The sequence below is a fragment of the Lactobacillus melliventris genome (assembly GCF_042679465.1).
GTDB classification, from domain to species: Bacteria; Bacillota; Bacilli; order Lactobacillales; family Lactobacillaceae; genus Lactobacillus; species Lactobacillus melliventris.
Genome location: NZ_JBHTMT010000010.1, coordinates 1 through 14647, shown reverse-complemented (window position 1 = coordinate 14647; position 14647 = coordinate 1). Strand labels below are relative to the sequence as shown.

Genomic DNA, 14647 nt, shown 5'->3' with positions numbered 1-14647 from the left:
TAGAAATTAATTGCAATCGCTTTCTTAGGAATTTTTATTTATGACTGAATCTCGCCAAATAATTTTGGCTTTGAAAAGCTTGGTTTGGTAGTTCAAGTCAGCCGGATTAGTAATTTTTTGTAAAATTATTTTCCCGATTTCTCTGCCAATTTTTACGACTGGTTGTGCTACAACAGTTAGCTGGGGCTTTATCACTGTAGAAATATCATAATCATCAAAGCCAATAAAAGAAATATCCGTAGGAATTCTGAGGTTCAACTCATTTATTGCTTGAATAGCTCCTATTGTCATATAATAATTTGTAGAATATAGTGCGGTTATTTTGTGGCTATTTTTAAGTAAATCTAAAGTAGCATCATAGCTTGAATCTTTAAATGAACTTCCACTCGCTATTAACTCGTGATCAAAAATACCATATTTTTTCATTGCAGCAACATAACCGCGCAATCTTTCAGAGCCAACATACCCTTGTTGTCCACCCGAAATAATGCCAATTTGTCTGTGACCTATTTCATAGAGAGATTCAACAGCTTCAACAGAGGCATGATAATTATCCAGCAGTACTGTATCGCACTCAAACCCAGATATAGGAGTATCAACAGCTACTACCGGGATTTTTTTCTTCCGGAATTCTTTTAATATGGGCACTGCTTGTTCAACATGAAAAAGAACGATGCCATCTACATTCCTTGAGTATAGAAATTTAAGTTTTTCGTTTAACAATTTTATATTGTTTTTATAATCAGCAATTATTAATTCATAGTTATTTTTTTCCAATAGTTCTTCTAAAGAAGTGACTATGGATGCAGCAAAAATATCTGTTAAAGCATTTACCACAACACCTATTGCATGACTTTTCTTTGTTTTTAAGCCCTTTGCTAAATAATTTTGCTTGAAACCAAGTTTCTTAATAGCTGCAGCAATTTTATCCATATTTGTTTTTTTTAGAGTATATCCATTCAAATAGCGCGAAACAGTACCTAAAGACACACCTGCTTCTTTCGCAACATCACGAATTGTAGCCAACTGATGATCTCTCCTTACATTTATTTTAAAAGTTTAATGATTTACAATAAAATAGTATTCTTTTGCTCTAAACATTTTATCATTTAAAGTTTGAATATGCTTTCAAATTACTTCTCTTGATAATTGTACTCTTGTACTGTCTCACAAAAAATAGACATTATAATATTACCTAGTTACATATAAAATAAAAAATCTTATTATATAAACCGTCTTAGTTATTTCAATTTTTACTATTCAAAATAAAATTTGTACACAAAAAGCTAACTTTATCAGTATATAAAGTTAGCTTTTTAATACTATTATTATATTAATTTTAATCTACTGCCAAATACTTTTCCGCATTCCGCAAATCTGCAATCGACAGCTGACCTGGTGCAGAAGTTTTGCCAACAGCACCAAAGGACAAACTAGAACCGAAAACTTGACCGGCTACTCTAGTAACTTTACCAATATCGCCCATAGCCATAGTAATCAAGGGGTTAGAAATTTCTGCATTCATTTCTGTCGTTGCTGCTAAAAGAGTTAAAACGTCAGAGGCACTATGAGGCATGCAGGCTAATTTAGGGACGTCTGCACCAAGTTGAGCCATTTTTCGTAAGCGAAATTCAATTACATCTTTAGCTGGCACCTTTTCAAAGTCATGGTTACTCATAATTACCACGACATTGTAGTCATGAGCTAAGTTTACTAAAGACTTTACTCTTTTTTCATCATGAAAAAGTTCTATATCAACTGCATCACCCAGCCTATTAGTAACGACATATTCTATTAAATTTAAATATTCGTCTTCAGCCAGACTGCAGACCCCACCCTCATTTTTAGTGCGAAAGGTGACCAAAATAGGCAGCTCGCCCACTTCCTGCCGCAATTTCTTGGCAGTAGTATTTAGCTTGGCAAAGTCATTAACTCCCGCAGCATAATAATCAATCCGCCATTCCATTAAATCAGGTTTGGCAGACTTAATCTTTTCAGCTGCAGTCAAAATTTCTTCTGCGGTCGTTCCGACATTAGGTACGGCAATTTTGGGCAGCCCTGCACCTAAAACAGTATTTCTAATCCTTACAGTAGCCATTAGTTAATCCCTCAACTAATCGTTGTCGTCTGAAAATATAATCTCACGAATATAATCAGTTGGCATCTCTTTGCCTGTCCACAGCTTAAATGATGCTGCACCTTGATCAATCATCATGCCGATACCATCATAGACATGCTTAACTCCGGCCTCTTGTGCCACTCTCATTAACTTAGTAGTTCTTGGAGAATAAACCGTGTCAAATACTACCATATCCTGATGGAACCATGATGGATCTGAAACTAATGTCTTATCTTCAAACGGCTTCATTCCGATGCTAGTTGCATCGCAGTAAATATCACTTTCTGCAATTGATTGTTTAAATGCTTCCTGATCAGATAATTCAGTCAGAGAAACCTTGCAATCAGTGTTTTCACGAATAGTTTTAACAGTCTTTTCAGCTTGAGGCCAATTTTTATCTCTAATGTTAAACATTCTAATTTCCTTAGCACCATCTAAAGCTGACTGAACTGCTATCGGTGTTGCAGCACCACCTGCACCAGTTAAGGTCATAATCTTACCTTTAATATCAAAGCCTTCATCTTTAAGTGATTGCACAAAACCGATACCATCAGTGGTGTAGCCTGTCAAAACGCCATGATCGTTCACAATAGTATTAACAGCATCACACATTTTAGCAGCAGGTGATAATTTATCGAGGTATTGGATAACCTCTTTTTTATTAGGCATCGAAACGTTGGAACCACGCATATCTAACGTGCGAATAGCGTCAACTGCGCCTTTTAATTTATCGTTGCCAACTTCAAAACAAAGATAGGTGTAATTCAAGCCCAGCTTAGCAAACGCATTATTGTGCATTGTTGGTGACATTGAATGCCGAATAGGATAAGCCATCAACCCAATTAAGTAGGTATGACCATCGAGCCAGCCAGTAATAGGACCATTAACACCAGTAATTTTATTAGTCATCATTTTTCTCCTTTATTAAATTTAAAATAATTATTCTATACTAATTTTTAGAAGCACCAGACACTGTATCAGTTGGATCAGGTGCAGTCTTTTCCAATTTTTGATAATTGGCATTATCAGCAGCCTCTGTTCCGGCCACAAAACCTGAAGCATAAGACCAAGAATTCATCATACTTGGCATTGAATCATGACCGTTAGCACCGCCAACAATCTCTCCGGCGGCATAGAAATTGTCTAACGCTTTTAAATCTTGGTCTAAAAGTTGCATACGCTGATTAGTTTCATAGCCACCAAGGGTAGTACAAAAGCGTAATTTCTGCTCAATCACAAAGTAGGTATCGCCTTCATATTTATGCATAAACTGGGAAGGGCGACCAAACTCAGGATCATTACCTGAAGTTACATATTTTTCATAGTCAGTTAAAGTCTTCTTGAGGTTGTCATAATTAATGCCAGCTTTTTGGGCCACGGTTTGCAAGTTCCCACTAACTAAAATCGGACTCTTCTTGCCGTCAAGATCAAAGAAGCCTTGAACTTCATCTTTGCTAAAACCATATTTAAGTAACAGTTCATAAAATCTGTTCCATGTTCTTTCATCCATTACTACAAAAGCAATTTTATCCTTTTGCTCTGCAATGGCATCCCGAAAATGAGTATATGGGGCAGATTCATTTACAATTCGCTTACCACTAGTATTAACAAAAATAGCACCCATGTCCGTCGCTTCTTTTGTTGAATAGGTGGTTAATTTGGCAATACCAGGCTCAACTTCTAAACCATGGGGGTAAACTTTATACCAGTCAAGATTGCGGGAAACTAAATTCATATTTTTAGCAAAATCGAAATAATCACCAGTTGAAGTCATTGGACCATAATAAGGGATGTTGGTCTTGTGCTGCCGGTAATCACGCGCACCCCAGCCGCCAGCTGCCATGACCAGAGACTTAAAGTTAACGGTAACTGTTTCGTGCTTGCCTTCAGCAACTAATGAGACGAGCTGGTCCTGTTCATTTTTATTCAGGTGTTCCACCCGAGTTTCCAGTAAAATTTTACCACCCTTTTTGGTAAAAGCATTTGCCACTTTAGTTATCAATTCATAAGAACTTTCCGTTGGCATTTCAATTTGGCGGTTAACAGAATGCTCAATAGTTTGTGTTTCGGCCTTTTGATAGGTCAGATCTGCAAATTCAGTAATAAAATCAACTGCTTTACCAATGTTTTTCGCTAGTAAATCTGAAAGCAGGGGATAATTTGTCCCCCGGCATTCTCGGGCAATATCTTGAACCAAGAGCTGCGGAGAATCTTTTTTTGCTTCTTCACCAAATAAAGTAGCTGCTAATTTTGAACCAGTGCCAACTACGTTTGAGCCATTTAAAATTGTAGCTCCACCGAGATAACCATTTTTTTCAAGTAAAAGAACTTTTTTACCCATTGATAGCGCCCGACAGGCAGCCATTAGGCCCGCCATCCCCGAACCAATTACGGCTACATCCACATCATAGGTTACATCTTGATGTGCCTGATCGCTAGGCTGAGAAACAATATTTACACCATTTGCTTTTAAGGCCTTTTTACCAGAGTCAAGCATGGCTTGTGTCATAATCGAAGCACCGGAAATAGCATCAACAGCGAAACTCTGATTATTTAGAATATTCTTTTTTAATTTACCTACAACCTGGTTGAAGATACCCGGGGTTTCGGCAGTTTTGGTTACCTTAATATCCGTAATTTGATTGTCTTCGACTTTGATATCAAAGTCGATCTGACCATTTCTGCCTTCTGCTGTTGCTTTAATTGTTTTTTCCGACATAAATTCACCTTCTGTTTTATTTTAATTTTTAATATTGAAATTTTTACTACGACTAATCAGGACAACACATAGAACCACCGAAATGATCGTTATCACTGTAGTTATCCAAAATACCATCAATGTACTTGCAGCATTGGCCTTTAATACAAACGCAGCTATAAGTGGTGCTACAAAGTAAACCAGGGCTGGCGCAAAACTGTAGTATGAAGTAATTTTTCCGTGACTTTGGGGAAAATAAGAAGTCAAAACGGAAAGTGCAACTTGCCAGACTCCCCCTGCAGTAAAGAAACCGACAGCTAAAGAACCTATTTCACCAGCTAACAGGGACGGTTTTAAGACCATAAACAGCAGGCCAAGGGCAGTAATAGCTGAATATACCATAATTAAATTCAATCTTTTTACCCTAGTTACTACAGCTGAGGTCACAAACACAGATATTAAGGAAGCAATCGAATACCATGATACAAGCTGATTGGCGTTAGCAGCGGACTCATTTAACACATACTGCCCATAGTAGGGAGCATAAAGAGAAAAAATATAGAATGTAAAACAAATCGTAAAACCTAAACCAATGATCATTAAGCCATCAATCGCTAACTTAGGCTGATTCTGCTCACTAATACCAGTTTCTTGGCTTTCCTCTTCTGCAGGAGCCTCTTTTGCCTCAGCTTGTGGGGCAAAAGCTGTTTTCATTGTAAATACAACATCCAGTAAAATAATAATGACTAATATTAACGCTGTAATCTTAGGGTTTTTAATTATTTTTACGCAAAACGGAAATAGCATTTGCATGACCTGCATTGCGGCTTTAACAAACGAGTTCATTGTGGCTGTTTTATCTGGAAAAGCATCTGCAAGTGCAGGATAACCGGCTGTATCGCCAAATGAATTGGTTGCACCGAAAAACATTGCTGCTAACCCCGCTATCCAAATATTGTTTGCAAAAGCAGCACCAAGAAGAAAAATTGCGTCACTAAGCAATGCAATTAACAAGGCCCTTTTACGACCAATCTTATCTGAAATAGCACCAGCAAATAAAATTGTAAAAATTCTACCCAAGCCCACCATTGCAATTACAAGTGAAACTTGGGTCGCACTGGCATTCCAAGAATGGGCCAATATTTCTCTGTATTGACTAATAAATAAGGTAGCTGCTCCCACAACTGCAAAATGGGTATAAACAGAAGCGGCAACGCCACTATAACTTTTCCCTTTTTTCATAGCTTTACCTTTCAAAATTAAGACTGCTGATAATTCAGAAATAAATATATCCTATTAAAACGGATATGAATAATTATTTCTGATTACTGAATTATAAAAAATAACTATAGTTAAAAGTGCTACTACAACAATATTTTTCATTTTCATAATTTCAGATTATTAATTTTTAGGCTTATTTTGAATAGCAGGTTGTCTTTATACCACTAATTAATAGTTTACGCATATAAAAACTGAACCGTTACTTTAACTCAAAACTATTTTTTTGAATTATGTCAATTAATTCTTTTGCAGTAGTCAGATAAAGGAAACAAAAATGTAAAGTTTAGCCGTAAATAGTTGCGAATAATAAAAAAGACTCATTAGTTAAAAGCGTCAAAACATAGTAAAATTAACAATAATGCATGAATATTAATTTCAGCAATAACAATATAAATAAATTTTGTAAAGGCTTTATCAAGCTAAGTATAGTATTTATTAATATGAATATTGAATATAAAAATAATTTTGAGGTAACATCATGAATCTAAATCAACTTTATTATTTTCGTGAATTAGCAGACCAAAAACAATACACAAAAGCAGCAGACAATTTGTTCATCAGTCAGCCTACCCTCTCGATATCGATTAAGCAACTGGAAAATGAGCTCCAATGCAAACTGTTTAACCATAATGGACGTTATGTGCAATTAACTGAATATGGGCGAATTTTTTATGATACTGTAACCAAATCTTTAAATACTTTAGATCGTGGTAAAAAGCAGATTGAGCAGCGTATCAGTCAGGATCAGGGCAATATCCATATTGCCGGTATACCTACAGCAATTGGAACTATATTGCCCCACTTAACTAAGCAGTATCAACAAGAAAGTAATATTTCCCCTCACTTCATCTACCACGATAATCCTTCATATCAAATTTGCGAAGGTATTAAAAATGGTTGGTATGATATTGGAATTTCCTCATTTGTACCTGAATTTAGTTATTTTACTTATATTCCCCTTTACACTGAAGAAATTATTGCTATCGTTTCAAAAGAAAACAACCTGGCTAAAATAACAGAAATTACGCCTGCAGAATTACAAGGCGAGTCAATTATTACCTACTCTAAAAAAATTCAGATTGGTAAAGACATAACTAATGCTTTATTGGCGACTGCATCTGATCTAAATATCACGAATAGACTACATGATGAATTAGCAATTGCAGGACAAGTACTGACCAATGACATTGTCGGCATCGTTGCCAAAACTATTTATCTGAGTGGTTTCGATATTCACATTATAAAACTGGATTTACCTAAAAATACCCGTCAGGTTTATTTAGTTTATGATTCCAGCCAAAATTTTTCACCAGGAACTGTTGATTTCATTGACTTTCTTAAAAGTCATAAACCAGATATTCAAAAAATTGTTGATAACATTCCTGTCAACTAAAGCCTAAAAAGTAAAGCAAACATCTTTCAGGAATTAATAAATGGTATGGCAGAGAGGTCTTGAAATAGGATATACTGATATTATGGTAAATAGTTATAACATAAAAATTATTAGAATCGTTCAACAAGTTGTCAAAGAATTAATTAACTAATGAATCAAACCTATAATATGACTAATTCAATTACCCAAAACGCTTTACGCTCGCTTTTGTATGAAGTTGTTACTGAACCCAAACCTGGTCTGGTAGATCCTGGGAGCCCAGGCCCACATCCCGACATGGATATTTATACTTTTATTGACAGCTCTATCAGTTTAGAATCGTATTTTGCCACTGCTGTTAAAATTGGCCAGACTTTTCACTCAACTGACTTAACCCAAATGTTTCAGCAATTAAGGCAAAGAGGCATTACTGCCGAAAAAGAAATGTTTACCGCCACCCGTGGTGCCAATACACACAAAGGTGCAATTTTTGCATTAGGAATTTTTGTTTGTGCTGAAAGTTACAGTATGACAAACAAGACCGAACTGTTTCTTACTATTACCAAGATGTGTAAAGGGCTTGTACAGCATGATTTAGTTCAAAATAATGAATTACAAACAGCTGGCGAACAAGAATTTGTTAAATATAAAATAGGCGGAGCCAGAGCACAGGCAGAGCAGGGCTATCCCATAGTTAGAGAAGTGGCATTGCCTTTTTTAAAAAGCAGTACTGGGACTGTTCAAACCAGGCTTCTTGACACATTAATGAAAATAGCTACAGTAGCGGTTGACAGTAACCTAATTAAACGGGCCGGAAATTATGATGTAGTTAAATGGCTCCACCAAGAAGCAACAAAATATTTAGATCTTGGCGGCTATGCTGCTGCAGCTGGGAAAAAGCAATTGCAAAAATTAAGTAAAGAGTGCTTAGTACATAATTACAGCTTAGGCGGTTGTGCAGATTTACTAATTGTCACCATTTTTGTTGCTTTTGAAAGAGGATATATATAAAAAGGAAGGCAAATCACCTTCCTTTTTACTAGAATCAAAATATTATTTTTCAGATGCACCAGTTACGGCATCATTATGTGCAATCTCACTGCATGCAGTATCAGCAGCTATTCTACCAAAGGTAAAGATATCAGCTAGTGAATTACCACCTAGACGATTACCAGCATGCAAGCCGCCAGCAACCTCGCCAGCAGCGTATAGACCAGTAATAATCTCGCCCTCTTTATTTAATACCTGCGCTTTTGGATTAATCTTCAAGCCACCCATTGTATGGTGAATAGCTGGCTTACGAGGCGTTGCATAAAATGGTGCAACTTCACATTTAAGGTTAAATGCACTTTTACCAAATTCCGGATCATTACCAGCATCAACGTATGAATTATACTTTTTAATGGTATTGACCAAAGTAGCAGGATCCATACCGGCTTTTTCGGCTAGTTCTTCAAGAGTATCAGCTTTTAATAATGTGCCGGCTTTTACCTGGGCCTCAAGTGATTCCTCAGTTGTGTTATAGGCAGTAGCCTTTATTTTTTCATCTGCTATTAAGTAGAACAAAGTACCATTAGCAATTGCTGCCTTAGCTAAAGTATCACGCTCTGCAAATTCGTTAACGAAACGTTCACCCTTTTGATTAACCATAATAAAGTTTTCAGGCGGAGTTTGGATACCGGTAAATAATTCACCAGTCTTAGGATCAGAAACAGGCATTAATTGAATGAATCCCATACCTACTAAATCAGCACCTGCTTCTTGGCCTAGAGCTATCCCATCACCAGTAATTGCTGGTGAATTGGTAGTAGCAATGTCATCATCAATGTGCTTCCAGTAAGTATTGTATTTTTGTACCATTTTAGTATTTGCACCAAAGCCGCCAGAAGTCAAAATTACTTTTTGGGCATGAACAGTAACCTTACTGCCATCGTTTCCTTGGGCTACAACACCTGTAACTTTACCGTCTTCAATAATTAAATGCTGTGCCCTAGTTTCAGTTAAAACCGTAGCGCCATGATCTTTTATCCAATCACCTAAAACGTGAATAAATGCATAGCCCATAGGTTCAACCGGCTTATGACCGCGGCGCCATAAAGCTCCAACCGGCATAGTGACATCAGAGCGGTCAAATTTTACTCCTAAATCAGTTAGCCATTTAACTGAATCAAGTACGTTATTGACAAGCTCGGTAACTAAAGCATAATTGCCATGAATTTCATTACCATTTAAGTCAGTTCTTTTGCCACCTAAATAAGTCTGTATCTCATGTAATAATACCGAGTCAAAAAGATAATTTTCTCCTGAATCCACATAAGCCTTAATTTGCTTTTGCAATTCTTTAAAATCATCACGGTATTCTGGATCAATTTCAGCAATCGGCGTAGCAGCTAATTTTTCCAAGCTTTCTTTTTCACCTGGTAAAGCCTTGAACTTATTCTGCCATTCTGGCTCAGCAGCGTTCAAAGGACCACCAGCCCTGGTAGTATTACCACCAATTTGAGGGAATTTTTCCAATACTATTACTTTTTTACCATTTTGAATTGTTCTTGCGGCTGCAGCAAGACCAGCCCCGCCGGCACCGATCACCACAACATCAGTTTGGTATTCAGCGTCTGAACTATTAGCGGTCTGAGGTTTTGGCCTGTTTAACCATTCTTGTGCGTCTCCACCGGCCTCATTAATTGCCTGAGCCACACCATCGACTACTCCATGGCTGGAAATAGTAGCTCCACTAACCGCATCAACATTTAAAGTTTGGCTAGCAATAATTTGCTTTGGTAAACGTTTAAAAACTTCATCGGCTACTCCTGCAGTTTCACCACTTGAATCTATACCTATTTCTTTGATTTTATCCTCAGAAAGGGTCACTTCCATAGGCATAAAACTGGAGCCATGACCTTTAGCCTTAACTTTGTAAGTACCAGGTTTCATCATTAATATACTTCCTTTCTTTAAATACTTATCAGTTAAATTTTACTAACTTTTTAGCTGTACTTCAAATCAAGAAAGTTTATTAAATGTAAGTTTTGTTTTCAATATCATCATTTTAAAGTTATAAACTCTTGGACTAGTTAGAGTAATCAAACATTGGTTAAAACTATAGCTTAACCATAAAAAAGCCTCAAAAGTTATCTAACTTTTGGGCTTAATTACTTACACTCTTTCTTGTAATGAAATTTTGCTTTTTATCCTTATATATATTTAATTAAAAAAGATTTTAAGTCAAGTTACTCTTTATTAACCACCTTTAGTGCTTCATTATAAATCAATTTCTACGATACCATATTACTAAAAAGAAATATATTATACATATTTTAAATCAAATTGATTAGCTAATATGTTACCCCCCTTGAAAAATTAGATTTTTGTTGCTGCTTCTTGATCCACTATCACTGTTAAATCCGGATGTAATTTCAAAATAGACGCCGGATATGTTTTATCAACAGGACCTGCAACTAAATGCCATATTGCTTCGGCTTTTTCAATTCCTGTAGCAATTAAAATTAATTTTCGTGTAGCCATTACACTTCGTGGACCCATGGTAATCCAATGGTCAGGTACCAATTTTGAATTACTAAAATGACCACAAATTCTCTTTCTTAAATCGCCTTTTGCACTAACTTTTACTGTCTGATCTTCAAAATTAGTAGCTCCTGGTAAATTGCCACAGTAGTGTCCATCTTTGCCAATACCCAGTAGCATTGCATCTAAGCCACCAACTTGTGCCAGCTTTCGATCGTGTACTTGATAATTTGAACTATCTAAATGATGGATTCTTTTAGTACTTATTTCAGCAGGATCAAAGTATAGCTTTTTTAAATCTCGCATTGTTATTCCGATAAAATTTGGATCAGTTGACGGAATTTCATCAAAATTAAAGTAATGAACATGATCAAAGGCGTGGCTTTGCCTAATTTGTGATGCCATATATTTGTATGTCATTGCAGGAGTAGAACCCGCAGTAATCGAAAGATTATATCTTGTAGACTTACTTAACATTAAACCAATCAGCATTTCTCCAGTTAAAACACTTAATTCTGATTTATCTTTTACTTTAATAATTTTCATTTTAGTTTACTCTCCTTACTGAATCTTGATATGGTACGATTTCAATTAATGGATCTCCTGATTTAATTGGCTTACTATCTGAAGGAGTTAGAACAGAGAAATAGTCTTCAGAATTAGTAACTACCAAAATCACTGTAGGATCATATTTATTTTCCTTAATTTTATTTAAATCAAATTTTAGTATTTGTTGTCCTACTTTAACATGGTCTCCTTCCTTAACCAAGCAATCAAAGTATTGCCCATTTAAATTCACAGTATCTACACCAACATGTATCATGACTTCGACGCCTAAATCGTCAGAAAACAACCCAATTGAATGTTTTGTCTTAAATACCATTTTAATTTTTCCAGTTATCGGTGCTACAATCTTACCATCCTTAGGCATAATTGCTACTGTTTTACCCATCAATTCTTTTGAAAAGGTTTCATCTGGAACATCTTCTGTTAAATAAACATCTCCATTTACAGGACTTTTAATTTCAAAAGAGTTTAAATTTGTTACACTGGTTTCTGTATTTTTAGTTTGAATCTTATCGATTTTTAAGACCGTTTTAGATAGCAAATAGGTAATAATCAGTGTACTAATAACACTTACAATTGCGCCAATTAAAAAGCCGAGAGTTTTATCATTTAAAAATACTGGAACTGAAAGTACACTTGGCATTACCATTGCCATTGCCTTTGCTCCCATTGCTGCTCCAACTCCGGCACCACAAGCTCCTCCAATACAAGCACCAACAAATGCTGCACGATACTTTACCAAAACTCCATATAAAGCTGGTTCAGTAATTCCTAAGAAGCCTGAAATTGTAGCAGATAAAGAAATTTGCTTCATTTTCTTGCTCTTAACAATAAAGTAAATTGCAAGAGCTGCACTGGCTTGTGCCATAGTACTCATAAAGTTCATTGCAGCAAGTGTTGAATAACCATAAGTTGAAATTTGTTGAATTGTTAATGTTCTTAAAGCATGATGCATACCAGTTAGAACAAGTATTGGACGCAAGCCACCAGCTATTGCTCCTGCTAACAAAGGTGAAAAATCAATTAATATTTGTAAGCCCTTTGCAACATAATCTCCAATATAAAATCCGAGAGGTGCAATGCAAAAAAGCATAATTGGTACAACTACTATTAAAGAAATTAATGGCGTAAAAATAACCGTAATCATGCTAGGAAGATGATCCTCTAAATAACGATAAATATAACTTAAAAACCAAACTGATAAAATAATAGGAAGTACTGATTGACTATAATTAAATATTGGAATTGGTAAAAATCCCAAAAACATAATTTGCGTAACTTTTCCTGCTGTAGCAGCAGCTATTAAAGTTGGATATAATAATACTCCTGCTAAAGTTGCAGCCATATATTCATTTGTTCGATAAAAATGAGCAGAACTTACAGCCAGCAAAAATGGAAAGAAATAGAACATTGCATCTGCAGCAATATTCAGCACTTGCATAGTACCACTATTAGGACTAGTCCATTTTAAAGTAGTTGCCAAATATAAAAAGCCTTTAAGCATTCCTCCACCAATTATTGGTGGTAAACTAGGAACTAAGATTGCTGATAAAGCGTTAATCATTCTATTAACAAGTGATTCCTTTTTTTTATTTGATATTTTACTGTTATTTTCACTAAGTATCGGAATTTCTTTAATAATAGATTTATAGACTCGACTTACTTTTGGACCGATAATAATTTGATATTGTCCACCCCTTTGTTGAACTCCCATTATATTTTCTAAAGACTCTATTTTTTTATCATCAGCCTTAGAATCATCTTTTAAATTAAAACGTAATCTTGTAACGCAATGAGTCAGCGATTGAATATTTGATTGACCGCCAACTAACTCAATGATTTCCCTTGCTAAACTATCTTCAGACATTTTTCCTCCAAAATATATTTTAATATTAGAAATTTTTAGCTAATTTAATAACTGTACCAAATGCAAAGTAAGATAAAGATATTCATCTTCGCTGACTTTTGAGTTAAATTTCTTTGTTAAGTACTGGCTAATCTTCTTACTGATTTTGTACTCAATAGGATACTGTTCGATAATCATTTGCATTAATGGTTCATTATTTGTAGTGGTCGGCACAGTTTCCTTACTAGCTAACCTTAAAACCAAATATCGTAAATGCTTATTAAACCGTTTATAAGAAATAGTTTGTTGATCTATTCTCTTATTACTATTAATTCTAATTAATAGGTTTACATCTTTTGACACTTGAAGCCAGTCAATAGTAGTATCAATAGAAATCAGATTTTCAACATTATTTATCACATGTAATGAAATAAATGCTGCTTCAGAAGACGGAAGACTAATTTTACGTTCGTCGTTTATGAACTTTACAACTTTAAGCCCAATTTTATAAATATTTGGATAAAAGTTTTTTATTTCCCAATCAAGGGGACTTTTAATGCTTATTCTCTGATTATAACGTTGAAAAGTAAAAGTTAAATGATCTAAAAGACCAAAAAAAAGACCCTCACCTGCTGTTTTTCCAATTTGTTTTTCAATAAATTTAACGATTTTATATGTTAAACTAATATCTTTTTCATCAGCATTTCCTAATTCTGCAGCCATTTGTTGAAGATTTCTTTGACCACTAGGAACATAAATCGTCTGGACTAGATTCTTTTTTATTATGTCCCCTGGATGTGCCTTAAAACCGAGTCCTTTGCCAATTATCACACCTTCCGTTCTTCCTGCTCCGATTCCTGTTGCAAGCACTACATTGTTATTAATTCTTCGTTTAATTTTCACATTAACTTAACCTCCTAAAAAGCAAAAAACCATAGCCATATTTGAGACATATAAGTCTCAAATATAGCTATGGTTATGCCCAACAAAAGTTGGTAACTATTCCATTACGTAGTAAATATACCACATAAAAAAAGCGTTTACAACATTTAAATTATAATATTTTAACTCTAAATTTTATTAATAGATATCTTAGTCTATGCTCTATATCAAGACATTAAAAGCACAAAAAAAGAGGACCTCTTGATCCTCTTCTCTCTTCGCTCCGGCTGTCAGACTCGAACTGACGACATCTTGATTAACAGTCAAGCGCTCTACCAACTGAGCTAAGCCGGAATA

11 protein-coding genes and 1 tRNA gene are annotated in these 14647 nt (G+C 35.3%); 2 read left to right on the top strand and 10 right to left on the bottom strand.

Going from position 1 to position 14647, the window contains the following annotated elements:
- Positions 1 to 24: 24 nt before the first annotated feature.
- From ACFQ32_RS09690 to ACFQ32_RS09670, 5 genes are all read right to left on the bottom strand, one after another.
- On the bottom strand, positions 25 to 1026 hold the full coding sequence (locus ACFQ32_RS09690) for a LacI family DNA-binding transcriptional regulator (RefSeq protein WP_046324099.1): 1002 nt from the start codon (positions 1024 to 1026) through the stop codon (positions 25 to 27).
- Positions 1027 to 1339: 313 nt separating this feature from the next.
- Entirely contained in the window at positions 1340 to 2098 is a 759-nt protein-coding gene (aroD, locus tag ACFQ32_RS09685) for a type I 3-dehydroquinate dehydratase (protein WP_046324098.1), read from the bottom strand.
- A gap of 15 nt (positions 2099 to 2113) precedes the next feature.
- Positions 2114 to 3028 carry a shikimate dehydrogenase gene (locus ACFQ32_RS09680; RefSeq protein ID WP_046324097.1) on the bottom strand — a complete coding sequence of 305 codons (915 nt, stop codon included), beginning with the start codon at positions 3026 to 3028 and terminating at the stop codon, positions 2114 to 2116.
- Between the two features lie 40 nt (positions 3029 to 3068).
- On the bottom strand, positions 3069 to 4838 hold the full coding sequence (locus ACFQ32_RS09675) for an FAD-dependent oxidoreductase (protein ID WP_046324096.1): 1770 nt from the start codon (positions 4836 to 4838) through the stop codon (positions 3069 to 3071).
- Positions 4839 to 4859: 21 nt separating this feature from the next.
- Complete coding sequence (locus tag ACFQ32_RS09670) at positions 4860 to 6059, bottom strand: MFS transporter (protein WP_046324095.1); 1200 nt, start codon at positions 6057 to 6059, stop codon at positions 4860 to 4862.
- Between the two features lie 517 nt (positions 6060 to 6576).
- Here ACFQ32_RS09670 and ACFQ32_RS09665 point away from each other — a divergent pair.
- Both ACFQ32_RS09665 and ACFQ32_RS09660 read left to right on the top strand, forming a co-directional pair.
- Positions 6577 to 7491 carry a LysR family transcriptional regulator gene (locus ACFQ32_RS09665; RefSeq protein WP_046324094.1) on the top strand — a complete coding sequence of 305 codons (915 nt, stop codon included), beginning with the start codon at positions 6577 to 6579 and terminating at the stop codon, positions 7489 to 7491.
- Positions 7492 to 7641: 150 nt separating this feature from the next.
- The gene (locus tag ACFQ32_RS09660) at positions 7642 to 8481 is read left to right on the top strand and encodes a triphosphoribosyl-dephospho-CoA synthase (RefSeq protein ID WP_244885249.1); all 840 of its coding nucleotides are present in this window, start codon (positions 7642 to 7644) and stop codon (positions 8479 to 8481) included.
- A gap of 42 nt (positions 8482 to 8523) precedes the next feature.
- Here ACFQ32_RS09660 and ACFQ32_RS09655 read toward each other — a convergent pair whose 3' ends face one another.
- The 5 genes from ACFQ32_RS09655 to ACFQ32_RS09635 all read right to left on the bottom strand — a co-directional run bounded on the left by ACFQ32_RS09655 (position 8524) and on the right by ACFQ32_RS09635 (position 14644).
- Positions 8524 to 10404, bottom strand: a complete 1881-nt coding sequence (locus ACFQ32_RS09655) for a flavocytochrome c (RefSeq protein ID WP_046324333.1) — start codon at positions 10402 to 10404, stop codon at positions 8524 to 8526.
- A 426-nt stretch (positions 10405 to 10830) separates the two neighbouring features.
- Entirely contained in the window at positions 10831 to 11541 is a 711-nt protein-coding gene (locus tag ACFQ32_RS09650; RefSeq protein WP_046324093.1) for a glucosamine-6-phosphate deaminase, read from the bottom strand.
- Position 11542: 1 nt separating this feature from the next.
- Positions 11543 to 13429 carry a beta-glucoside-specific PTS transporter subunit IIABC gene (locus ACFQ32_RS09645; RefSeq protein WP_046324092.1) on the bottom strand — a complete coding sequence of 629 codons (1887 nt, stop codon included), beginning with the start codon at positions 13427 to 13429 and terminating at the stop codon, positions 11543 to 11545.
- A gap of 39 nt (positions 13430 to 13468) precedes the next feature.
- Positions 13469 to 14311: a PRD domain-containing protein gene (locus ACFQ32_RS09640; RefSeq protein WP_046324091.1), complete on the bottom strand. Its 843-nt coding sequence runs from the start codon at positions 14309 to 14311 to the stop codon at positions 13469 to 13471.
- 260 nt (positions 14312 to 14571) lie between these two features.
- A tRNA-Asn gene (locus tag ACFQ32_RS09635) sits at positions 14572 to 14644 on the bottom strand.
- Positions 14645 to 14647 lie beyond the last annotated feature (3 nt).

Bases quoted from the DNA above. Each gene is read 5' to 3' on its own strand.
- aroD (WP_046324098.1), bottom strand. From the start codon at position 2,098: ATGGCTACTGTAAGGATTAGAAATACTGTTTTAGGTGCAGGGCTGCCC.
- ACFQ32_RS09680 (WP_046324097.1), bottom strand. From the start codon at position 3,028: ATGACTAATAAAATTACTGGTGTTAATGGTCCTATTACTGGCTGGCTC.
- ACFQ32_RS09675 (WP_046324096.1), bottom strand. From the start codon at position 4,838: ATGTCGGAAAAAACAATTAAAGCAACAGCAGAAGGCAGAAATGGTCAG.
- ACFQ32_RS09670 (WP_046324095.1), bottom strand. From the start codon at position 6,059: ATGAAAAAAGGGAAAAGTTATAGTGGCGTTGCCGCTTCTGTTTATACC.
- ACFQ32_RS09665 (WP_046324094.1), top strand. From the start codon at position 6,577: ATGAATCTAAATCAACTTTATTATTTTCGTGAATTAGCAGACCAAAAA.
- ACFQ32_RS09660 (WP_244885249.1), top strand. From the start codon at position 7,642: ATGAATCAAACCTATAATATGACTAATTCAATTACCCAAAACGCTTTA.
- ACFQ32_RS09655 (WP_046324333.1), bottom strand. From the start codon at position 10,404: ATGAAACCTGGTACTTACAAAGTTAAGGCTAAAGGTCATGGCTCCAGT.
- ACFQ32_RS09650 (WP_046324093.1), bottom strand. From the start codon at position 11,541: ATGAAAATTATTAAAGTAAAAGATAAATCAGAATTAAGTGTTTTAACT.
- ACFQ32_RS09645 (WP_046324092.1), bottom strand. From the start codon at position 13,429: ATGTCTGAAGATAGTTTAGCAAGGGAAATCATTGAGTTAGTTGGCGGT.